This is a genomic window from Sulfitobacter faviae, assembly GCF_029870955.1.
Classification (GTDB): domain Bacteria; phylum Pseudomonadota; class Alphaproteobacteria; order Rhodobacterales; family Rhodobacteraceae; genus Sulfitobacter; species Sulfitobacter faviae.
This window is the reverse complement of the sequence record NZ_PGFQ01000001.1, coordinates 1,530,164-1,550,204: the sequence shown is the minus strand read 5'-3', so window position 1 is coordinate 1,550,204 and position 20,041 is coordinate 1,530,164. Positions and strand designations below refer to the sequence as shown.

Genomic DNA, 20,041 nt, shown 5'->3' with positions numbered 1-20,041 from the left:
GCTCTTGGACTGCGGCGCGGACCTAATCCTCTCGGGGCATCTGCACATTTGGCACGCGGGCACCTTTGCCCATCCGGCGCCAGAGCATGACGGTCATCTGGCGATCCAGTTGCACGCGGGCACCAGCCTGTCTTCGCGCCAGCGAGGGGAGCCGAATGACTTCAACCTGATCGATATCTCGCCCCTACACGTCAATCTGGCGCGGATTAGTTTCGATGACAGCAAGAAGGTCTTCACAAAAGCAGAGGCCCGGCAATTCGACCGGGCCTCTGGGGAATTCATCTTGTAAGCACTCGGCTTAGGCCAAGGTGCGGGTCACTTCTTCGCGCTCGAAAATCTCGATCACATCGTCGGGACGGATGTCTTCGTAGTTTTCGAATGCCATGCCGCATTCCTGACCGGACTGAACCTCGGGCACCTCGTCTTTGAAGCGCTTGAGCGTCTTCAGCGTGCCTTCGTGGATCACGACGTTGTCGCGCAGCAGACGCACACCGGCGCTGCGGCGGGCGACGCCTTCGGTGACCAGACAGCCTGCGACTTTGCCCACACCAGTGACCTTGAAGACCTCTTTGATATTGGCGTAGCCAATGAAGTTCTCTTTGATCTCGGCGCTCAGCAAGCCGCTTGCGGCCGCTTTCACGTCATCCACAAGGTCATAGATGACCGAGTAGTAGCGGATCTCGACGCCCTTCTGGTTCGCCGTGTTCCGAGCCGAGGCATTGGCACGCACGTTGAAGCCCATGATCGGCGCGCCGGAGGCTTCGGCAAGGCCGACATCCGTCTCGGTGATCGCGCCCACACCGGAGTGCAGAACCCGAACGCGGACTTCGTCGTTGCCGATCTTCTCCATCGCCTGAACGATCGCTTCGGCAGAACCTTGCACATCGGCTTTGACCAAGATCGGCAGCTCGCTGACGTTCTCATCCGCCTTGGCGTTGGCCATCAGCTGTTCCAGCGTGGTGGCGGCACCGGCAGCGGCGCGCTTGTCCTTGGCGGCCTGGGCGCGGTACTCGGCGATCTCGCGGGCCTGCGCTTCGGTCTCGGTCACGTTCAGCACGTCACCGGCCTCGGGCGTGCCGTTTATGCCCAGCACCTCAACCGGCACCGAAGGCCCGGCTTCTTTGACGCGCTCGCCTTGGTCGTTGATCAGCGCACGAACCTTACCGTACTGCTCACCCACGACGAAGATATCGCCCTGACGCAACGTGCCGTTCTGAACCAGCACGGTCGCCACAGGGCCGCGACCCACGTCAAGCTGCGCTTCGATCACCGCACCCACGGCGGCCCGGTTCGGGTTCGCCTTAAGTTCGAGGATTTCCGACTGCAGCGCGATGGCTTCGAGCAGATCGTCGAGACCTTGGCCTGTCGCCGCCGAAACTTCGACGTCTTGCACATCGCCCGACATCTTCTCGACGATGACTTCGTGCTGAAGCAGATCGGTACGGACCTTGTCGGCATTGGCGGCGGGTTTGTCGATCTTGTTGATTGCCACGATCATCGGCACCTTGGCCGCTTTTGCGTGGGCAATCGCTTCGATCGTTTGCGGCATCACGGCGTCATCCGCCGCAACCACCAGAACCACGATATCCGTCACCTGAGCCCCGCGCGAGCGCATGGAGGTGAAGGCCGCGTGGCCGGGCGTGTCGAGGAAGGACAGCACGGTGCCGTTGTCGGTTTTCACCTGATAGGCGCCGATGTGCTGGGTGATGCCACCAGCTTCGCCCGCCACAACCTTGGCGTTGCGGATCGCATCCAGAAGCGAGGTTTTGCCGTGGTCGACGTGGCCCATGATCGTGATGACCGGGGGACGCGATTGCAGATCCTTCGGATCGTCCTCGACCTCTTTAATGACATCTTCGACGTCGGCGTCGGAAACGCGCACCACTTTGTGGCCGAATTCCTCGATGATCAGCTCGGCTGTATCGGCGTCGATGGTTTCGTTCTGGGTCACCATCAGGCCGTTTTGCATCAGCGCCTTGACCACCGCGCCGGTCTTTTCGGCCATACGGTTGGCAAGCTCAGAGACCACGATGGCGGGCGGAAGCTGCACGTCGCGCACGATCTTTTCACGCTCGACCTGACCACCCATCGCTTTTTGACGCGCACGCTCCTGCTTGCGCTTCATCTGCGCCATGGAACGCTGACGGCCACCTTCGCCACCGGCAAGCGCCTGATTGACGGTCAGCTTGCCCGCGCGGCGGCTGTCGCCACCTTTGCTGCGCTTCTTGCTGTCGTCGCGGTCACGGTCCGTGGTTTTGCGCGGCGTGGCGGCGGGCGCAGGTTTGTTGCCCGGCTCACGTGCAGCGGCAGGTTCCGGCGCGGGGGCAGCAGCAGCCGCTTCGGCCTCTGCCTTGCGACGCGCGTCTTCTTCGGCCTTGGCTTTGAGGCTTTCTTCGCGCTCACGCTCTTCGCGTTCCTTGGCCTCAATCTCGGCCCGGCGACGCTCACGCTCTTCGGCGCGGGCTTTTTCCTCGGCTTCACGCTGCGCGGCTTCCTCGGCCTCACGGGCCTTGGCGGCCTGAACGGCCTTCAGACGGCGCTCCATCTCGGCATCGGTGATGCCCGCGGGGCGCTTCTTGGGATCGCCAATCGGCCCGGCGCCCGGACCTGTTGATTTCTGGCCACCCGGTTTGGGCACCACAACACGCTTGCGCTTGGTTTCGACCACAACGTTTTTGGTACGCCCGTGGCTAAAGCTTTGCTTTACGTTCCCCGGACGTGCGCCACCGCGCAGACCCAATGTTTTCTTGCCGTCACTATCGCTCATGAAGCTCGTCTATCCTTTCGGATGGCCGTTGCCACCCTCGTTTACGCGCACGCCTTTAAGTCTACCGGCTTCCTCTACAACACGTTGCGTGAGTCCACCAGAGGCGAGCGCCCCATGTATCACAGTTTGGCGACCGAATGCCAAACCCAATTCATCGGCTGTCAACCAACCGATGTAATGACCATAGTGTGGGGTACTCAGCTTGGACTTACCGCGCCCTGACCCATCTACGGCCTGTATCAATACTTCGGCCTCTTCGGTTTGCAACCAACCCTTGACCTTTTCGTAACCGGCGACCGCCTTGCCCGCCTTGCGCTGGAGCGAGATCAGCTCCACCACCCGGCGCGCCAACTGCTGCTCGACCTCGTCGACCAGCCCGTCGGGCAGGGTGACCGGCTGTTTCGCCGAGCGGGAAAAGGCCTTTTTCTTGATGGCCAATTCCAGCGCCGCACGATCCGCCGCGACATAGATGCCCCGGCCCGGCAGTTTACCCGGAATATCCGGGTAGACCTGATTGTCCGGGCCGACCACGAAACGGATCAACCCGTGTTTCGGCTGCACCTCGCCCGTAGCGATGCACTTGCGTTCCGCACCGTCTGAGCGGTCATTCGAGGCGCCACCGCGTCCCATGTGCAACCCCCGAGGCCCGCTTAGGCCTCGGCCTCCTCGGCGGTTTCGCCGTCTGTTTCTACGTCGTCTTCTTCCGCATCGTCCTCAAGCTCGGTCGGGTCGACCCAGCCCAGCATGACGCGGGCGGTCATGATCATGGCCTGCGCATCTTCGAGGCTAACATCGAAGGGCTCAAGCGCGCCGTCGTCTTTGACACGCTCGCCATTGACCGTGGTCCAGCCGCCAGCCAGTTCCCAATCGGCACAGGTGGCGAAATCTTCCAGCGTTTTGACATCGTCTTTGGCCAGCGCTTCTATCATTTGGGGGGTCAGCCCCTCAAATTCAACCAGACTGTCTTCGACACCCAATGCGCGGGCGTTATCAAGCGCCGCTTTGTTCTGCGCTTCGAGCACGTCACGGGCGCGGGCCTGCAACTCACCCGCCGTGTCTTCATCCACACCGTCGATGACCAGCAGCTCGTCGACTTCGACATAGGCCACTTCTTCGAGGTTGGTGAAGCCTTCGGAGACCAGAAGCTGGGCGAAGAATTCGTCGAGATCGAGGTTGTCCATGAACAGCTTGGTGCGCAGTTCGAACTCAGCCTGACGGCGCTGGCTTTCCTGCTCTTCGGTCATGATGTCGATGTCGAGACCGGTCAACTGGCTGGCAAGACGCACGTTCTGACCACGGCGGCCAATCGCGAGCGACAGTTGCTCTTCAGGCACGACGACTTCGATCTTACCGGCTTCTTCGTCCAGAACCACTTTCGACACTTCAGCAGGTTGAAGCGCGTTCACAAGGAAGGTGGGCTGGTCTTCATTCCACGGAATGATGTCGATCTTCTCGCCCTGAAGCTCGTTCACCACGGCTTGCACACGAGAGCCGCGCATACCGACGCAGGCACCGACTGGGTCGATGGAACCGTCATGCGAGATAACGGCGATCTTGGCGCGCGAACCGGGGTCGCGGGCAACCGCTTTGATCTCAATGATGCCGTCGTAGATTTCCGGCACTTCCATCTTGAACAACTCGGCCATGAATTCAGGCGCGGTGCGGCTCAGGAAAATCTGCGGGCCGCGCTGCTCGCGGCGCACGTCTTTGATATAGACGCGGATGCGGTCGTTCGGGCGATAGCTTTCGCGGCCAATCTTCTCGTTCCGGCGCAGGATCGCTTCGCCCGCGCCCACGTCGACGATGACGTTGCCATATTCCTCGCGCTTGACCAGTCCGTTGATGATGGTCCCGGCGCGGTCTTTGAATTCTTCGTACTGGCGGTCACGCTCAGCTTCGCGGACCTTTTGCAAGATCACCTGCTTGGCCGACTGCGCCGCGATGCGGCCCATTTCAACCGGGGGTACTTCCTCGACGAAAGTGTCACCAACCTTGGGGTCGGCCATGTACTGCTTGGCCTGCTCTACGGTGAACTCGGCCTGATAGTTCTCAAGCTCGTCATCCTCGACCACGGTGCGGACGCGGGTGAAGGTGGCCTTGCCGGTCTTGCGGTCGATGTCGACCCGGATGTCCATCTCGGCGCCATAGCGGGACTTGGCGGCACGGGCGAGGGATTCCTCCATCGCTTCGACGACCAGACCGGGGTCGATCATCTTCTCGCGCGCCACCGCCTCGGCGGTTTGCAACAGCTCAAGCTGGTTTGCAGATGTAATGGCCATTAGGTGTCTCCCTCAGCAGACTCTTCAGTCTCGATATCATCAAAATCGGTTTCGTCGATCGCACCAGACGCTTTGCGCTGGCGGAGCATTTCCTTGATCAGGTCGTCGGTCAGCACCAGCTTGGCATCGCTGAGCCAGTCGAACTGCAATCCGATGGTGCCTTCTTCGACGTTGATCAGCACTTCGCCACCCTCGACACCTGCCAGCTCACCCTTAAAGCGGCGGCGGCCATCGATCAGTTCGGTCGTCTCGATCTTGGCCTCATAGCCTTCGAAAGCATCGAAATCTTTAAGCCGCGTCAGTGGGCGGTCGATGCCGGGGCTCGAGACCTCAAGCGAATACTCATCCAAGATCGGATCTTCGACATCCAGCACGGCGCCGATGGCCTGCGAGATCTTGGCGCATTCATCCACTTCGATCCCGCCCTCGGGCCGGTCGGCCATGACTTGCAGGGTGGTGGACTTGCCCGACATCAGGCGCACGCGCACCAGTTCAAAGCCCATGTCCTCGATCACCGGGGTGATGATCTCGGCCAGGCGGCGGTCGATGGCGGCTTTGGCGATCAGGTCATTCGACATGAGACATCCATTTTCACTGGGCACAAAAAAACGGGCGCGCGGCCCGTTCACGAATTCGGTGGAGCCTTCGGTTTGGACCCGAAAGCGCCGCTGTTGAAGGGGATATAGGCCGAATGCGGCGAAACTGCAACCCCTCTCAGCCGAACCACCACCGCTCGGGCGCGCGCAGGTTGTCCATCGGCGCTTGGCGTCCGGGGTTCGGCGGCTGGCGCAGATCGCCCGACAATGCGCTGACCCCGCCTGCGCTATCAGCCTGAAGGGTCACATCCCCCGGTCGCGGTAACGGGGCCGCGCGGGTAAATCCGCTGCATCAACAAGCCCTTCGCTCAGCGCCTGCGCCCGCACCTCACGGGCGGGGAGCGACACCAGTTCGACCGTATCGAACCACCCGGCGGTGCCGTCCTTGTAATGCGTCTCTACCCGTTCGGCCAAAACCTGACGTCCGGCGGAAAAGCGCCGCAGACGGTAAAGCCCGGTGCCGATCCCGGCCTCGGGCGCATGTGCGGGGCGGATCACATAGGGCGATTGCGCCAGCAGGAGCGGCAGGTCAGGATTCGCCGCCGCCAATGTGACCTGCACTTGCAGATTGTCCTGAACGGCGACCTCGGCCCCGGCCAGCAGACCGCGTAAACTGGCCACCACATCGCGGGCGCTCAGGGGGCTGCCATCGTGAAAACGCACATCGGGGCGCAGATCGAACTGCCACTGCCGGGCGCCATCGCTGGCCTGCCAACCGGTCGCCAACTCACCTTTGAGGATGCCATTGCCGGTGACTTCGGTCAGCGTGTCAAAGATCATCCCCTGCCGCGCAACCTGCATGAAGAGCCCATCGCCATTGACCCAAGTGTCCTCTCGCGTGGCACCCGAAAGCGCCAACCGCAAACGCCCCCCCCGCCGGGGCGGCTCCCCCGCGCTCGCACCTGTCGCGGCCAGCAGGGCCGCCGCCGCACCGGTGGTGAAAAGCGCCCGGCGATCCAGCAAAGAGTTGCGCCCGCTCATCGCTGCCCGATCCTATCCATCGTGCGCACCAATTCGGCACTGATCCCCGGCTCCGACAGGGCATGGCCCGCATCCCGGATCATCCGCAGGTCGGCATTGGGCCAGCGTTCGGCCAGCGCATAGGCCCCCGCAGGCGGGCAGATCATGTCATAGCGCCCCTGCACGATGACCCCCGGGATATGCGCGATCCGCCCCATATGTTCGAGGATCTGACCGTCGAATTCCAAAAAGCCATTGTTGGTGAAATAATGGTTCTCCAACCGCGAAAAGGCCCGCGCATAGGCCAATGGCCCGCCATGCGAAACGCCATCGGAATGTACCGAGGCCAGCGCATTCTCCCAAGCGGCCCATGCGCGGCCATAGTCCTGCTCGACCCGCAAATCGCCCGAGAAGAGCCGCCGGTGATAGGCCGCGATCAGATCGTCCCGCTCATCTTCGGGGATCAGGTTCACGAAACGCGCCCACAGTTCGGGCCAGAACCGCCCGGCCCCGCCGCCGTAGAACCAATCAAGCTCGGCCTGCGTCATCAGAAAGACGCCGCGCAGGATCAGATGGCGCACCGCTTCGGGGTGCGCTTGGGCATAGATCAGCGAAAGCGTCGCGCCCCAAGAGCCGCCGAAGACCATCCATTTGTCGATGCCAAGCGTGGTGCGAATCAGCTCGATATCCGCGACCAGATGCCATGTCGTGTTGTCGGTAACCGAAGCATGCGGGGTGGAGCGGCCGCAGCCGCGCTGATCGAACAGCACCACGCGGTAAACCTTAGGGTCGAAATACCGCCGCATCGCCGGGCTGCAACCGCCGCCGGGGCCGCCATGCAGCACCACGACGGGGATGCCCTCGGGGTTGCCGCATTGCTCGACATAGACCTGATGCCCCTGCCCTACGGACAACATCCGCTGGTCGAAAGGCTCAACCGGCGGATAAAGATGCGGCGCGCCGCGTTTTTGGTCGGGATACTTGTCCATTGCCGCCCTATATAGTCATTGAACCCAAAAGAGCACAGGGAGATCAGAATGCAAGCGGATCAATCAACCATCGACCCCGCCGAGATCGCCAAATTCGAAGCCATGGCCGCCGAATGGTGGGATCTGAACGGCAAGTTCAAGCCGCTGCACATGCTGAACCCCTGCCGGTTGGACTATATCACCAGCCAGATCGCGGGGGAGTTCGACCGCGACCTGACGGGCTCTGCCCCTTTCGAGGGGTTGCGCATCCTAGACATCGGCTGCGGCGGCGGGTTGCTGTCCGAACCGATGGCGCGGCTTGGGGCCGAAGTGGTGGGCGCGGATGCCGCGGCAGGCAACATCCCCGTGGCGCAGATCCACGCGCAGCAATCGGGGCTGGAGATCGACTACCGCCACACCACCGCCGAAGATATGGCCGATGCTGGTGAGAAGTTCGACGTGGTGCTGAACATGGAGGTGGTCGAACATGTTGCCTCTCCCATCGACTATCTGATCGCATGTCGCCGCCTGCTGAAACCCGGCGGGCTGCACATCTGTTCGACCCTGAACCGCAATCCAAAGTCCTTTATGATGGCGATTGTCGGGGCCGAGCATGTGATGCGCTGGCTGCCCAAGGGCACCCATGATTGGAACAAGTTCATCACCCCAGATGAACTCTTTGAGCTGCTGAGCCGCGCCGGGCTGGAGCCGGTGGATCGCAAAGGTTTCGTCTTTAACCCCGTTGCATGGTCGTGGCGGCTTTCGGATCGGGATCTAAGCGTGAACTACGTCACCGCCAGCCTTAATCCGGGCCTCAACCCTGGCTCAACTGACGTCTGAGCGCGCGCAGGATCGGGAGCGTGGCGCGGACCTGTTCTTCGCCAAGCTCCCCCACCACGTTCGAGATCATCGGCGTGATCGCATTCACCGCCGCATCCCGCGCCTGCCGCCCGGCGGGGCTGATCGCGACCATCTTGCGCCGCGCGTCGTCCCAATCGGGACGGATATGAACGTAACCCGCCCATTCGAGCTTGCTCAGCGTGTTGGTCATCGCCCCGCGCGTAACGTTGAAGGTCTCGGCCAGTTGCGCGGGCGAGCGTTCGCCGCCGTGCCACGAAAGCGAGTTCAGCACCGAGAAATGCGAGATCTCCATCCCCCGCGGCAGCACCCGTGTCAGGCGACTGCGCACCGATTGGTCGGCGGCCAGCAATTCTCCGAACAACATGATCGCAAGGGTGTTTTTATCGTCGGTCATTTTCGGTCCGGTCAGGGCGCGGCAAAGGGGCGGCGGTTGGCAAGGCTGGGCACTTTGGCGCGGGCCTTGTCACATTCTTCCATGTCCATGTCACAAAAGTAAACGCCGGGGGCCGTCCCGGCATCCAACACAACCTCCCCCCAAGGGGCCACGACCAGAGAATGCCCATAGGTGTCGCGGGTCTTATGCGCGGCGCTGGCATGGGTGCCCGTCTGGGCCGGGGCCAGCACATAGCAGCCATTCTCGATCGCCCGCGCCCGCAGCAGACTGTGCCAATGCGCGGCCCCGGTGACCGGAGAGAAGGCCGCTGGCATGGTCAGGATACGCGCACCGGCCTCGGCCAACGCCTGATAAAGCGCCGGAAAACGCATGTCATAGCAGATCGACATGCCGATCTTGCCAAAAGGCGTCTCGGCCACCACGGCTTTGTCACCGGGGCGATAGCCCGCGGACTCGCGGTAGCTTTCGGTCTCGTTGATATCCACATCAAACATATGGATCTTGTCATAGCGCGCGACGATCTCCCCCTGCGGGGAAATCAGGAAAGACCGGTTGGCAAAGCGCCCGTCTCCCCGCGCGTTTTCAGACCGAGCGAGCCGATCAGCAGCCAGATGCCCACCTTCGCCGCCTCTTCGCGCAGGGCCGCGAGGGTGGCGTCGTCTTCCTCATAGGCCAACACCGACTGTTGATGGGACCGGCTGGTGCTGACGCAATTCGTCACCTCGGGGGTCAGGACAAACTCGGCCCCGCCCGCCACCGCCTCGCCCAGCAGAGCGCGGGTCTCGACCAGATTGGCGGCGGGGTCATCCGAGACGTTGAGTTGCAGCAGCGCGATTTTCATCTGTCGCTCAGCAATGCGTCCAGCTTGCCGGCACGGTCCAGCGCATAAAGCTCATCGCATCCACCGACATGCACATCGCCGATGAAAATCTGTGGCACGGTGCGGGCACCGCCAGCGCGCTGGATCATCTCTTTTTTGCGCTCTGGCTCCGACAGCACATCGACTTCGTCAAAGGCTGCGCCCTTTTGGGTCAGCAGGCGTTTGGCGGAATGGCAAAAACCGCAGAGCGGCGACGTGTAGATTTCGACAGGTTGCATAGGATCACCCTTTGAACAGTTAACGTTGCACAGTGATCTAGGTCTCTTTGGCCACGCGCGCCAGTGCCAGCACGAAAACGGGGCCGGACCCGGCGGCCAGACAGGCCTGCGTGCAGGCGGTCAATGTGGCGCCGGAGGTAAAGACATCGTCCACCAAGATCACCGGTCGCCTCATGATACGGTGCCGCCGCCGAGGATGCACGCGGATCGCCTGTTCCAACACGCGATACCGGGCTGCACGGCCCAAACCCTCCAACGAGGGCGTATGCCGGACCCGCTGCAACAGATCGGGACACCAGCGGTGCCCGGTTTCCGCTGACAGCGCCTTGGCCAGCAGAGCCGATTGATTGTAACGCCGTTTCAGCAAACGCAGCCAATGCAGCGGCACCGGCGCGATCAGCGCCTCTTGCGGCAACATGCCTTGTGCCGCTTGCGCCATCCAGCGCGCGGCGGGGCGGGCGATCTCTTGCCGGTCGCCATGTTTCAGCGCCAGAACCAGCCTGCGCCCCATATCGCGGTAGATGAGCGCCGTGCGCCCCTGCGCCCAAGGCCGCGGCGTGGCAAGACAGGCATCACAATGGGGTGAACCCACATCCCCGCCGCCCGGCAGGGGCACGCCGCAGGCATCGCAGACCGTTCCCCCGATGAAGGCCGTGTCGCGCCAGCAGGTGCCGCAGAGGCCGAAATCCGCATCGACAAGCCCCCGCAGCCCAGACAACGCGGCGGATAGATAAGCGACACTGCTGTTTGAAGTCCCCGTGGCGGCATTCTATGTGTTCCCCATGACAGCACAGCCCACCCTGACCGACCCCAAGGCCCTCGCCCAGCACCGCGCCCGCGCGACGGCGCGGGGCATGTTCCTGCAACAGGCAGCCGCCGATGAGGTTCAGGATCGGCTGAGTTTGGTTAAGAAAACGTTTACCGCACCGGCCATCGTGACCGCCTTCCCGCAGGTCTGGGCAGAGGCTTTTCCGAAGGCCGAGATCGTCCCTGAGGCCGAGGTGCTGGCGCTGGAACCGCAGGCGCATGATCTGGTGATCCACGCCATGGGGCTGCATTGGGCGAATGACCCCATCGGCCAGTTGATCCAATGCCGCCGCGCACTGCGCCCTGACGGGCTGTTACAGGCCGTGGCGCTTGGCGGGCAAACCCTGCATGAGCTGCGCGCCTGCCTTGGCCAGGCCGAAGCCGAAGTGACCGGTGGCCTGTCGCCCCGCATCGCCCCGATGGGGAACTGCGCGATCTGGGCGCGCTGCTGCAACGCGCGGGGCTGGCCCTGCCCGTGGCCGATAGCCAACCGCTGACCGTGGAATATGATGACGCATGGGCCCTGATGCGTGATCTGCGCGAGATGGGAGAGACCAACGCCCTGCAAGCCCGCCTGCGCCGCCCCACGGGCCGCGCCGTGCTGACCCGCGCGGCTGAGCTTTACGCCACGCATTTCACCGCCGCCTCGGGCCGGATCACGGCGACTTTCGACATGATCTTTCTTGCCGGTTGGGCACCGGACGAAAGCCAGCAGAAACCACTGCGCCCCGGATCGGCGCAGCAACGGCTGGCAGATGCGCTGAATAGTCGCGAGGAACCCCTCCCCGATTGACCCAATCGGCAAAGCGGCTATCTCTGCGCGGATCACATGTGCGAGGAAACCCCCATGCAGGCAGCCCAGCCCCAATCCGCCCAAGCCGACGCCACCCGGCCCGAACACGGCCCCGGCGATCACCCGAAAGTCCCGCGTCCCAAGGTTGGTGTTCTGCTCGCCAACCTTGGCACGCCGGATGGCTATGACTATTGGTCAATGCGCCGTTACCTAAGTGAGTTCCTCTCAGACCGCCGTGTGATCGACTATAGCCCGTGGAAATGGCAACCGCTGTTGCAGACGGTGATCCTCACCAAACGCCCCTTTGCCAGCGGCGCGGCCTATAAATCCATCTGGAACGAGGCCGAGAACGAAAGCCCGCTGGCGACGATCACCAAATCGCAAACCGCCAAGATCAAAGCGGCGCTTGAGGCGCGCTACGGGGCCGATGTGATGGTCGACTACGCCATGCGCTATGGCAACCCATCGACCCGCTCCAAAGTCGAGGCAATGGTCGCCGCTGGATGCCAGAAGATCTTGTTTTTCCCGCTTTATCCGCAATATGCCGGGGCGACCACGGCAACGGCAAATGACGCTTTCTTTGCCGCTTTGGCGAAGGAAAAATGGCAACCCGCTTCGCGCACCGTGGCCCCCTATTTCGACCGGCCTGACTATATCGAAGCGCTGGCCCAATCGGTCGAGCGGGCCTATGCCGCGAAGGACAAGAAGCCCGATCTGCTGGTCTGCTCCTACCACGGCCTGCCGCAGCGCTATTTGATGGAGGGCGACCCCTACCACTGCCAATGTCAGAAAACGACGCGCCTGCTGAAAGAGCGTTTAGGCTGGCAGGACAGTGAGATCATCACGACCTTCCAGTCGCAGTTCGGCCCCGAGGAATGGCTGCAACCCTATACCGTCGAAGAGGTCGCGCGTCAGGCCAAGGCGGGCAAGAAAAGCATCGCTGTCTGCGCGCCTGCCTTCTCGGCCGATTGCATCGAAACGCTGGAAGAGATCAACGAAGAGATCAAGGAAAGCTTTGAAGAGGCAGGCGGCGAGGATTTCACCTATATTCCCTGCCTGAACGACGATGCGGCGCATATCGAAACGCTGACCACGATCATCACCGAGAACTTGGGCGGCTGGCTGGACTAAGCCCCGCCTTGGGGTCGCCGCGGCGGCCCCTTTTTCAAAGCCTTACGCAGAATACAAAAAAGGCGGTGCATTGCACCGCCTTTTCCGTTTGATCGTCAGTTCCGATTAGTCGGAAGCAACAGCTGCGGCAACCAGAGCCAGCAGGATCAGGGGAACCAGGATGCCCGAGGACGAACCTGTTGTTTCTTCCACGATGACCGGTGCTTCGACGATCGGCTCGGCCAGCGAACCAGCAAAAGCAGTCGATGCAGCAGCGGACAGAGCAGCGGCGAGAACGAGTTTCTTCATAACATAACCTCCAGAATAGGCGTGCTGTATCATACACATACACGCACCCAAGACTTACCTCGTAATCCTGTTCTAAACAGTATCGGCAAAAGTTTGCAAACCCGGAATCAGCTATTGCATCAAGGAATCAGGGGATGTCGTCAAATAAGCAACACCTGCGTGCCGACCTTCGTCAGGGCAAAAAGTTCGGCGATATGTTCGTTATAGAGCCCGATGCAACCATTGGAAGACTTACGTCCAATTTTTCTTGTGTCGTGGGTTCCGTGGATACGATAATAGGTCCAGCTGAGGTACAGCGCATGGGTGCCCAGAGGGTTGTCCGGGCCGGGGCCGACATAGGGCGGCCATTCGGGATTGCGCTTGAGCATCGACGGCGTCGGGCGCCAGCTTGGCCCCTCGACCTTTTTGATGACACGGGTCCGGCCACGGCGTGTGAGGTCTTCGGTCAGCGGCACCGAAGAGGGGTAGAGTTTGTAAACGCTCTGATCCTCAGACCAGTAGTGCACCGCCCGGCTGTCGATATCGACCAGCACCGCGCCATTGCGCGTGTTGCTGAAATAGGGGCGCCAATCCAGCATCCGGAAACTTGAGACATTGCGCTTGACCGCTTCGGTCAGGTCACGCTCCGTCTCGGTCGTGGCGGTGGAGTTGAAGGAAGAGGTGCTTTGCGCCAGCGCGGGTGTGGCGAGCATCGCGGCGCTGCCAGCAAGGAAGCCACGGCGGCTCTTGATCGAAAAACGGGGAGCGGACATGGAGCGTCTCCAAAACTGAAATTATGCTAATTAATGCCAGTTATATGGCTCGAAAGACGCAGTTTCAATTGAAACCGGGGCCGCACGGCAGAGTCATGCCTATGTGCGTTTGAACTGCAACGCGCCCCGATGTAAGGCAGAAAAAACTTCATTGCGTGGAGCGCTCATATGATCCGTATCCTGTCCATTCTACTGGCGCTGACGGTTGCGCTATCTGCCTGTACCCCGTCCAGCACGACCGGCGGCAAAGCTGGCGGCACCTACCGCATCAGCCGCTCCGACGCGGGTACGATCCAATTCCGCATGCTCGACTCCGTCAATGCGCTGCGCAGCTCTGCCGGGGTGACGCCGCTGGCGCTGGATGCCAAGCTGAACGCCGCTGCCGCCACCCATTCGCGCGATATGGCGGTGCAAAACCGCCCCTGGCATTTCGGCTCTGACGGGTCCTCGCCGATCGATCGCATCCAGCGCGTGGGCTATACCGGCGGTCTGGTCGGCGAGGTGATCTCGGAAACCTATGAGACCGAGCTTGAGACCCTCGCCGCATGGATGGAGCAACCCGACACGCGCCGCATCTTGATGGCCCCAAATGGCCGCCAGATGGGTTTCGCATGGCATCAGGAAAACGGTGGCAAGATCTGGTGGACGATGGTCGTCGGCAACTGATCTTTGTCTGATTAACCGACCGATCCGGCCCCTGCGGGGGCCGGTGTCGTATCAAGCGGCCCTTAGGGTGTGATCAGGATCGGCGTGCCGTCCCGCACCATCGCGTAAACATCCTCGATTTCCTTGTTGGTGACCGCGATACAGCCCCAAGTCCAATCGTGCTTTTCCTTCTTCCGCGGGTCTTTCTGCCCGTGGATAAAGATATCGCCGCCCGGGCTTTTGCCCATGGCGCGGGCGTTTTCGATATCGCGCGCGTTCGGGTAATCGATCCCGACGGAAAGGTGGAAACGGCTGTTCGGGTTGCGACGGTCGATTCGGTACAGCCCTTCGGGCGTTCGGCCATCCCCCTCAAAGGCTTTGTGACCCACCGGAGCGAAGCCCAGTTTAATCCGGTAATCTTCGAGCACGCGGTTATGGTGCAACAGCATCATGCGGCGTTGGCTTTTGTTCACAACCACATAGGTCACTTCAGGACCGTTGTAGCGCTTGAACTTACTGCTACTGCACGCGCCAAGCGCCACCATAGCGGTGCCGCCAAGTATCATCGTCCTGCGTTTCATCACTGTGCCCTCAACGCCCCGGCCATTCCGGCCATTTTTATCCGCGTTACCATAGAGAGGGATTAATTTCACTCAAAAAGCGGTGATCCGCGGCGTCATATGGGGCCGTGGATTAGCTTTCAGGCAGGGTCAGACAGGCGGCGAGTTCCACATGGGACGACCAGCGGAACTGGTCGACCACCTGTACCCAGTCCAGCCGATAGCCTGCCGCGACCATGTTCTGCACATCGCGGGCAAAGCTCACCGGATTGCAGGAGACATAGGCCACGCGCGGCACTTCGGCGCGGATGATCTCGGCCACCTGCGCTTCGGCCCCCGCGCGGGGCGGGTCGAGCACCACGGCGTCGATCTTGGCCAGTTCATCCGGAAGGAGCGGTCGGCGAAACAGATCGCGCGTCTCGGCGGTGAGCGGTTTTGCCCCCTTGGCCCGACGCCAGCCCCCTTCCAGCGCGGCGATCATCTCGGCATCGCCTTCCACCGCGTGCACCCGCGCCTGCTGCGCCAGGGGCAAGGCAAAGGTGCCGCAACCTGCGAAAAGATCGGCCACGACCTCGGCCTCGCCCACGGCGTCCCTGACCGCCTCTAGCAAAGCTGCTTCGCCATGGCGGGTGGCCTGCAAGAAGGCGCCCGGCGGCGGCGTGACCGGCGCATCGCCAAAGCGCTGTACGGGCGGCGCGCGCATCGCGATCACCTCGCCATCCCAAGTGAGCCGCGCCAGAGAGAGAGCCTCACAGGCCTGTGCCAATTGCTGGCGCAGCGGCCCGTCGAGCGGTTTGCCATTGGCGACAGAGACGTCCAGCCCCTCTTCCGACAGGGTGACCGTGACGGCCAATTCGGCCTTTCGGCTGGTGCCGATCAGCGCCAGTTCTTCGGCCACCTTCAGCCCCGGCAGCAAGGCGGGATCGACCAACTGACAGCCCGGCACCTCGATCAGCACGTCAGAAGCGCGGCCATGAAAGCCCGCCATAGCGCCCTTTTTGGTCCGCCGCGCGGCAAAGGTCGCCCGACGGCGCGATTGCGCGGGGGAGGTTTGGATGGGGCGAAATTCTGTCTCTAACCCATGAGCCGAAAGCGCGTTGCGCACCACATCGACCTTCCAAGCCGCCACGAAATCATCCGCGGCATGCTGCAACTGGCAGCCGCCGCAAGATTTGAAATGGCGACAGGGCGGTGCGACCCGCTGGTCGGAGGGGGTGACGATCCGCAGATCGCGAAGCTGCTGCCCATCGACAACGCCGGTGACGGTTTCCCCCGGCAGGGTCATCGGGGCAAAGATCGGACCTTGGGCGATGCCATCGCCGTGGTGGCCGAGACGCAAGATTTCATGTTCAGTCATAGCCTGCCCATAGCGCGGCAAAGGCGACTGGGAAAGCCTATTCCGCCGCCTTCACATCCAGAAACCCGCCCGACTGCCGGTGCCAATAGCGCGCATAAAGCCCGTCTTGGGCAAGCAAATCGGCATGGCTGCCAATCTCTGCAATGCGGCCCGCGTCCAGCACCATGATGCGGTCCATCTCGGTCAGGGTCGACAGACGGTGGGCAATGGCCAGCACGGTTTTGCCTTCCATCACACGGTCTAGGGTCTCCTGAATGGCGGCCTCCACCTCGCTATCAAGGGCGCTTGTCGCCTCGTCCAGCACCAGTATCGGCGCGTCTTTCAGGATGGCGCGGGCCAAGGCGATGCGCTGGCGCTGGCCACCCGAAAGCTTCACCCCACGCTCCCCCAAATGCGCGTCATAGCCGCAGCGACCTTTGTGATCTTCGAGTTGCTGAATGAACTCATGCGCCTCGGCGCGTTCGGCGGCGGCGATGACCTCGGCCTCGGTCGCATCGGGGCGGCCATACAGGATGTTGTCCCGCGCGGAGCGGTTGAACATCGCCGTCTCCTGCGTGACCATACCGATATTGCGGCGCAGGCTCTCTTGGGTCACCGTCGTGGTATCTACCCCGTCGATCAATATCTTGCCCTGCTCCGGTTCATAGAGCCGCAAGAGCAGCGCCACGAGGGTCGATTTCCCCGCCCCCGAAGCACCGACGATGCCCAGCTTCTCACCCGGTTGGATGGTCAGCGATATCCGGTCGATCCCCCCAGTTTGACGGCCATAGGCAAAGCCCAGATCGCGCAATTCGATCTCTCCGGCCTCGACGACCAGTTCCTGCGCATCAGGCTCATCATCCAGCCGCACGCGCGGCGTCAGGGTGCGCATGCCGTCTTCGACCTCCCCAATATTCGAATAGATCGCCATCAGCGTGAAAGAGACCCAGCCCGTCATCTGCGCGATACGGATCGCGATGGCGCCAGAGGCGACGATATCGCCCTCGCTCGCCAATCCGCGCTGCCACAGCAGGATCGTCCCGCCCAAAAGCAGAACCGGCAAAAGCCCCGCAAGGCTCATCAGCGCCAGACGGAACCCGGCGGCGAGATAGCCGAACTCCAAGGCCCGGGCGCGAAAGCTCTGCATCGCGGAAAGTGCCGCGCGGTCTTCGTGATCGGCATGGGCGAAAAGCTTCACCGTCTTGATGTTCGTGATCGTATCAACCACCTGCCCCGACACCATCGCCCGCGCCCCGGCCCGCCCCGCGGCCCGTTTGCGCACGCGCGGCAAGAACCAGTTGATCAGCGCCAGATACATCACCAGCCAGACGGAAAACCCAACCGCCACACGCCAGTCGATCGCCAAAAGCAAGGCGACCGACCCCACCAGAGAGGCAAGCGCAAAGGCCACCACGTTGATCACTTCGGCGGCCACATCCGTCACCGCCCGCGCGGCCTGCATCTGCTTTTGCGCAATGCGCCCGGCGAAGTCTTCATCAAAGAAATTAACGTTCTGCCCCAATGTCCAACGGTGCAGCCGCGACAGCACCAGCGGGTTCACATTAGGCTGCACCATGATCGCGTTGGAGGCCGAGGAGAGGCCAAACAGCACGGGACGCGCCACAAGGAAAAACGCAATCGCGCCCAAGACCAAAACCAGACTGCTGCCCTCAAAAAACCGCTCCGGCCCCGCACTGACCGTGGCATCGATCACCTTGCCCAAAATCCACGCCGTGCCCGCCTCCATCGCGCCCGCGGCGGCTGAGAGGAATGCCGCGAGCCAGAGCACCGGCCAAGCGCCTGCAAGGCACCAGCGGATGAAGGCCCAGAGGGTCTGCGGTGGCGGCCCTTCGGCGGGGCGAAACGGGTTGATCCAATTCGAAATGCTCACGTTTTTTCATCCAATGCGAGAAAACCACCCGACTGACGGTGCCAGAAAGCTGCATATAGGCCTGCTTTCTGCAAAAGCGCGTCATGGCTGCCCTCTTCGACGATACGACCCTGATCCAGAACCAGAATTCGGTCCATCTCGGCAATCGTCGACAGCCTGTGCGCGATGGCGATGACGGTCTTGCCCGCCATCATGCCATAGAGCGTTTCCTGAATGACCGCCTCCACCTCACTGTCGAGCGCGCTTGTCGCCTCGTCCAGCAACAAGATCGGCGCGTCCTTGAGGATCACCCGTGCCAGCGTGATCCGCTGCCGTTGCCCGCCGGACAGTTTCACGCCCCGCTCACCCACACGCGCGTCATAGCCCGAGCGCCCCTCAGGATCGGTCAGATCGAGGATGAACTCATGCGCCTGCGCCTGTTTCGCCGCGGCGATCATCTCGGCCTCGCTGGCGTCGGGACGGCCATAGAGAATATTCTCGCGCACCGAGCGATGCAGCAGCGCGGAATCCTGCTGCACCACACCGATATGCCGCCGCAGACTGTCTTGCCGGACCTGCGCGATGTCCTGCCCGTCGATCCGGATTTCACCGGTTTCGGCGTCGTAGAACCGCAGTATCAGCTTTACGAGGGTCGATTTCCCGGCACCTGAGCGGCCCACAAGGCCAATCCTCTCGCCCGGCTGCACGGTGATATTGATGTCCTGAACCCCGCCGCTGTCGCGCCCGTAGTGATGGCTCAGCCCCGCCATTTCGATCCGCCCTTCGGTGAGTTTCAGCGGCGGCGCATCGCGGCGGTCGGTGAGGGCGAGGGGCTGGGCAATGGTCTCCATCCCTTCGGCGACGACACCTAATTCGCGGAAAAAGCTCGACAGCGCCCACATGATCCAACCGGTCATGGAGTTAAGCCGCAGCGCCAGCGCGGCGGCAGCGGCGACAACACCGACGCTTGCCTCCGCGCCCATCCACAACACCAAGGCCCAGCCGACGACGCCCACGATCAACATGCCGTTGAGAAGGGTCAGGACCACATCCATGATGGTGAAAATACGCATCTCACCTTGAAACGTGCGCCGCGCCTCTTCGATGGCTTCACCCGCGAAATCGACCTCCAGATCATGATGCGCGAACATCTTGACCGAATGGATATTGGTATAGGCATCCACCACACGCCCCGTCACCTGCGACCGCGCGTCCGACGCCGCTTTGGACGCAGGGCCGACCCGTTTGATCGTCCAAGCCACCAAGCCGCCATAGAGGATGAACCACCCCAAAAGCGGCACTAATAAACGGATATCCGAGGTAGAGAGCAGGATCGCCGCGCCGATCATATAGGCCAACGAGTAAGAAATCGCATCGAAGACCTGAAAGACCACCTCCCCCGCTGCCGGTGGCGTTTGCATGATCCGGTTGGCAATACGCCCGGCGAAGTCATTCTCGAACCAGCCCACGGATTGCCGCAAGACATGACGATGCGCCCGCCAACGGATCAACGTCCCGAAGTTCGGCAAGATGGCATTGTTCAGAAGCATCACATCGACCGCCTGCACCATGGGCCGCAGCAACAACACAGCCAGCGCTACGAGGATCAACTCGGTCCCATGGTCCGCCCACATCCGCGCGGGATCGCTGCCCAGCAGATCGACGATGCGGCCCATGTAGTAGATCAGGCCAACCTCAATCGCGGCGACGAGGATCGCCATCAGCCCGGCGAGGGCGAATACCTTTTTGAACGGCTGCGCATAGTCCCGCAGGAAGGGCCAGAGCCCTTGGGGCGGCACGTCCTTCTCGCGATAGGAGACATAGGGATCGACGAGGTTTTCAAAAAAGCGGAACATGGGGAGACCTTGAAAAATAGACGTGCAAAATCTTCGGCGCTGCCCAAGAGCAGAGCCGCAAAGGGGCAATGGTTATGCCA

At 62.1% G+C, this 20,041-nt stretch carries 20 protein-coding genes and 2 pseudogenes; 5 read left to right on the top strand and 17 right to left on the bottom strand.

Annotated elements, in window-relative coordinates; translation table 11 throughout:
* The first annotated feature begins 4 nt into the window (after positions 1-4).
* Positions 5-289, top strand: a complete 285-nt coding sequence (locus tag CUR85_RS08025; protein WP_280322580.1) for a hypothetical protein — start codon at positions 5-7, stop codon at positions 287-289.
* 9 nt (positions 290-298) lie between these two features.
* Here the strand turns inward: CUR85_RS08025 and infB are convergent, their stop codons facing one another.
* The 7 genes from infB to pip form a co-directional block, all read right to left on the bottom strand.
* Positions 299-2,767, bottom strand: a complete 2,469-nt coding sequence (gene infB / locus CUR85_RS08020) for a translation initiation factor IF-2 (RefSeq protein ID WP_067265348.1) — start codon at positions 2,765-2,767, stop codon at positions 299-301.
* 9 nt (positions 2,768-2,776) lie between these two features.
* Positions 2,777-3,397 carry an RNA-binding protein gene (locus CUR85_RS08015; protein WP_067265350.1) on the bottom strand — a complete coding sequence of 207 codons (621 nt, stop codon included), beginning with the start codon at positions 3,395-3,397 and terminating at the stop codon, positions 2,777-2,779.
* A 20-nt stretch (positions 3,398-3,417) separates the two neighbouring features.
* Positions 3,418-5,046: a transcription termination factor NusA gene (gene nusA / locus CUR85_RS08010; protein ID WP_067265353.1), complete on the bottom strand. Its 1,629-nt coding sequence runs from the start codon at positions 5,044-5,046 to the stop codon at positions 3,418-3,420.
* Positions 5,046-5,624, bottom strand: coding sequence for a ribosome maturation factor RimP (gene rimP / locus CUR85_RS08005; protein ID WP_067265355.1), 579 nt, complete (start codon positions 5,622-5,624; stop codon positions 5,046-5,048). Before rimP ends, nusA begins: the two co-directional genes overlap by 1 nt.
* 136 nt (positions 5,625-5,760) lie before the next feature.
* On the bottom strand, positions 5,761-5,889 hold the full coding sequence (locus CUR85_RS08000; protein ID WP_280322579.1) for a hypothetical protein: 129 nt from the start codon (positions 5,887-5,889) through the stop codon (positions 5,761-5,763).
* On the bottom strand, positions 5,886-6,623 hold the full coding sequence (locus tag CUR85_RS07995) for an ABC transporter substrate-binding protein (RefSeq protein WP_280322578.1): 738 nt from the start codon (positions 6,621-6,623) through the stop codon (positions 5,886-5,888). Before CUR85_RS07995 ends, CUR85_RS08000 begins: the two co-directional genes overlap by 4 nt.
* A complete protein-coding gene (gene pip, locus CUR85_RS07990) occupies positions 6,620-7,591 on the bottom strand; it encodes a prolyl aminopeptidase (protein WP_067265361.1) in 972 nt (323 codons plus the stop codon). The genes CUR85_RS07995 and pip overlap by 4 nt, the downstream gene beginning before the upstream one ends.
* Positions 7,592-7,639: 48 nt before the next feature.
* Here pip and ubiG point away from each other — a divergent pair, with 48 nt between their 5' ends.
* Positions 7,640-8,410: a bifunctional 2-polyprenyl-6-hydroxyphenol methylase/3-demethylubiquinol 3-O-methyltransferase UbiG gene (gene ubiG, locus CUR85_RS07985; RefSeq protein ID WP_067265363.1), complete on the top strand. Its 771-nt coding sequence runs from the start codon at positions 7,640-7,642 to the stop codon at positions 8,408-8,410.
* On the opposite strand, the gene CUR85_RS07980 is transcribed toward ubiG, so the two are convergent.
* From CUR85_RS07980 to CUR85_RS07965, 4 genes and pseudogenes are all read right to left on the bottom strand, one after another.
* A complete protein-coding gene (locus tag CUR85_RS07980; protein ID WP_067265366.1) occupies positions 8,385-8,825 on the bottom strand; it encodes a MarR family winged helix-turn-helix transcriptional regulator in 441 nt (146 codons plus the stop codon). The genes ubiG and CUR85_RS07980 overlap by 26 nt on opposite strands.
* Before the next feature lie 11 nt (positions 8,826-8,836).
* Positions 8,837-9,666 (bottom strand): annotated as a pseudogene (locus CUR85_RS07975) (carbon-nitrogen hydrolase family protein).
* A complete protein-coding gene (gene grxC / locus CUR85_RS07970; RefSeq protein ID WP_067265371.1) occupies positions 9,663-9,923 on the bottom strand; it encodes a glutaredoxin 3 in 261 nt (86 codons plus the stop codon). The pseudogene CUR85_RS07975 and the gene grxC overlap by 4 nt, the downstream one beginning before the upstream one ends.
* A 37-nt stretch (positions 9,924-9,960) precedes the next feature.
* On the bottom strand, positions 9,961-10,641 hold the full coding sequence (locus CUR85_RS07965) for a ComFC family protein (protein ID WP_343245422.1): 681 nt from the start codon (positions 10,639-10,641) through the stop codon (positions 9,961-9,963).
* 64 nt (positions 10,642-10,705) lie between these two features.
* On the opposite strand from CUR85_RS07965, the pseudogene CUR85_RS07960 reads away from it, so the two are divergent.
* Together CUR85_RS07960 and hemH are read left to right on the top strand one after the other, a co-directional pair.
* Positions 10,706-11,523 (top strand): annotated as a pseudogene (locus CUR85_RS07960) (methyltransferase domain-containing protein).
* A gap of 54 nt (positions 11,524-11,577) precedes the next feature.
* A complete protein-coding gene (gene hemH / locus CUR85_RS07955) occupies positions 11,578-12,654 on the top strand; it encodes a ferrochelatase (RefSeq protein ID WP_067261125.1) in 1,077 nt (358 codons plus the stop codon).
* A 105-nt stretch (positions 12,655-12,759) separates the two neighbouring features.
* Here hemH and CUR85_RS07950 read toward each other — a convergent pair whose 3' ends face one another.
* Both CUR85_RS07950 and CUR85_RS07945 read right to left on the bottom strand, forming a co-directional pair.
* Complete coding sequence (locus CUR85_RS07950) at positions 12,760-12,942, bottom strand: hypothetical protein (protein ID WP_067261136.1); 183 nt, start codon at positions 12,940-12,942, stop codon at positions 12,760-12,762.
* Positions 12,943-13,082: 140 nt separating this feature from the next.
* Entirely contained in the window at positions 13,083-13,694 is a 612-nt protein-coding gene (locus CUR85_RS07945) for a L,D-transpeptidase (RefSeq protein WP_067261126.1), read from the bottom strand.
* Positions 13,695-13,862: 168 nt separating this feature from the next.
* Between CUR85_RS07945 and dalA the strand changes: the two genes are divergently transcribed.
* Entirely contained in the window at positions 13,863-14,360 is a 498-nt protein-coding gene (dalA, locus tag CUR85_RS07940; protein WP_067261128.1) for a divisome-associated lipoprotein DalA, read from the top strand.
* 62 nt (positions 14,361-14,422) lie between these two features.
* On the opposite strand, the gene CUR85_RS07935 is transcribed toward dalA, so the two are convergent.
* From CUR85_RS07935 to CUR85_RS07920, 4 genes are all read right to left on the bottom strand, one after another.
* On the bottom strand, positions 14,423-14,920 hold the full coding sequence (locus tag CUR85_RS07935) for a L,D-transpeptidase family protein (RefSeq protein WP_067261130.1): 498 nt from the start codon (positions 14,918-14,920) through the stop codon (positions 14,423-14,425).
* Positions 14,921-15,032: 112 nt separating this feature from the next.
* A complete protein-coding gene (locus tag CUR85_RS07930; RefSeq protein ID WP_067261132.1) occupies positions 15,033-16,256 on the bottom strand; it encodes a class I SAM-dependent RNA methyltransferase in 1,224 nt (407 codons plus the stop codon).
* A 37-nt stretch (positions 16,257-16,293) separates the two neighbouring features.
* A complete protein-coding gene (locus CUR85_RS07925) occupies positions 16,294-18,126 on the bottom strand; it encodes an ABC transporter ATP-binding protein (RefSeq protein ID WP_136720281.1) in 1,833 nt (610 codons plus the stop codon).
* Complete coding sequence (locus CUR85_RS07920; RefSeq protein ID WP_067267896.1) at positions 18,123-19,961, bottom strand: ABC transporter ATP-binding protein; 1,839 nt, start codon at positions 19,959-19,961, stop codon at positions 18,123-18,125. Before CUR85_RS07920 ends, CUR85_RS07925 begins: the two co-directional genes overlap by 4 nt.
* Positions 19,962-20,041: the final 80 nt, after the last annotated feature.

Coding starts and splice junctions, on each gene's coding strand:
- infB (WP_067265348.1), bottom strand. CDS start 2,767: ATGAGCGATAGTGACGGCAAGAAAACATTGGGTCTGCGCGGTGGCGCA.
- CUR85_RS08015 (WP_067265350.1), bottom strand. CDS start 3,397: ATGGGACGCGGTGGCGCCTCGAATGACCGCTCAGACGGTGCGGAACGC.
- nusA (WP_067265353.1), bottom strand. CDS start 5,046: ATGGCCATTACATCTGCAAACCAGCTTGAGCTGTTGCAAACCGCCGAG.
- rimP (WP_067265355.1), bottom strand. CDS start 5,624: ATGTCGAATGACCTGATCGCCAAAGCCGCCATCGACCGCCGCCTGGCC.
- CUR85_RS07995 (WP_280322578.1), bottom strand. CDS start 6,623: ATGAGCGGGCGCAACTCTTTGCTGGATCGCCGGGCGCTTTTCACCACC.
- pip (WP_067265361.1), bottom strand. CDS start 7,591: ATGGACAAGTATCCCGACCAAAAACGCGGCGCGCCGCATCTTTATCCG.
- ubiG (WP_067265363.1), top strand. CDS start 7,640: ATGCAAGCGGATCAATCAACCATCGACCCCGCCGAGATCGCCAAATTC.
- CUR85_RS07980 (WP_067265366.1), bottom strand. CDS start 8,825: ATGACCGACGATAAAAACACCCTTGCGATCATGTTGTTCGGAGAATTG.
- grxC (WP_067265371.1), bottom strand. CDS start 9,923: ATGCAACCTGTCGAAATCTACACGTCGCCGCTCTGCGGTTTTTGCCAT.
- hemH (WP_067261125.1), top strand. CDS start 11,578: ATGCAGGCAGCCCAGCCCCAATCCGCCCAAGCCGACGCCACCCGGCCC.
- CUR85_RS07950 (WP_067261136.1), bottom strand. CDS start 12,942: ATGAAGAAACTCGTTCTCGCCGCTGCTCTGTCCGCTGCTGCATCGACT.
- CUR85_RS07945 (WP_067261126.1), bottom strand. CDS start 13,694: ATGTCCGCTCCCCGTTTTTCGATCAAGAGCCGCCGTGGCTTCCTTGCT.
- dalA (WP_067261128.1), top strand. CDS start 13,863: ATGATCCGTATCCTGTCCATTCTACTGGCGCTGACGGTTGCGCTATCT.
- CUR85_RS07935 (WP_067261130.1), bottom strand. CDS start 14,920: ATGAAACGCAGGACGATGATACTTGGCGGCACCGCTATGGTGGCGCTT.
- CUR85_RS07930 (WP_067261132.1), bottom strand. CDS start 16,256: ATGACTGAACATGAAATCTTGCGTCTCGGCCACCACGGCGATGGCATC.
- CUR85_RS07920 (WP_067267896.1), bottom strand. CDS start 19,961: ATGTTCCGCTTTTTTGAAAACCTCGTCGATCCCTATGTCTCCTATCGC.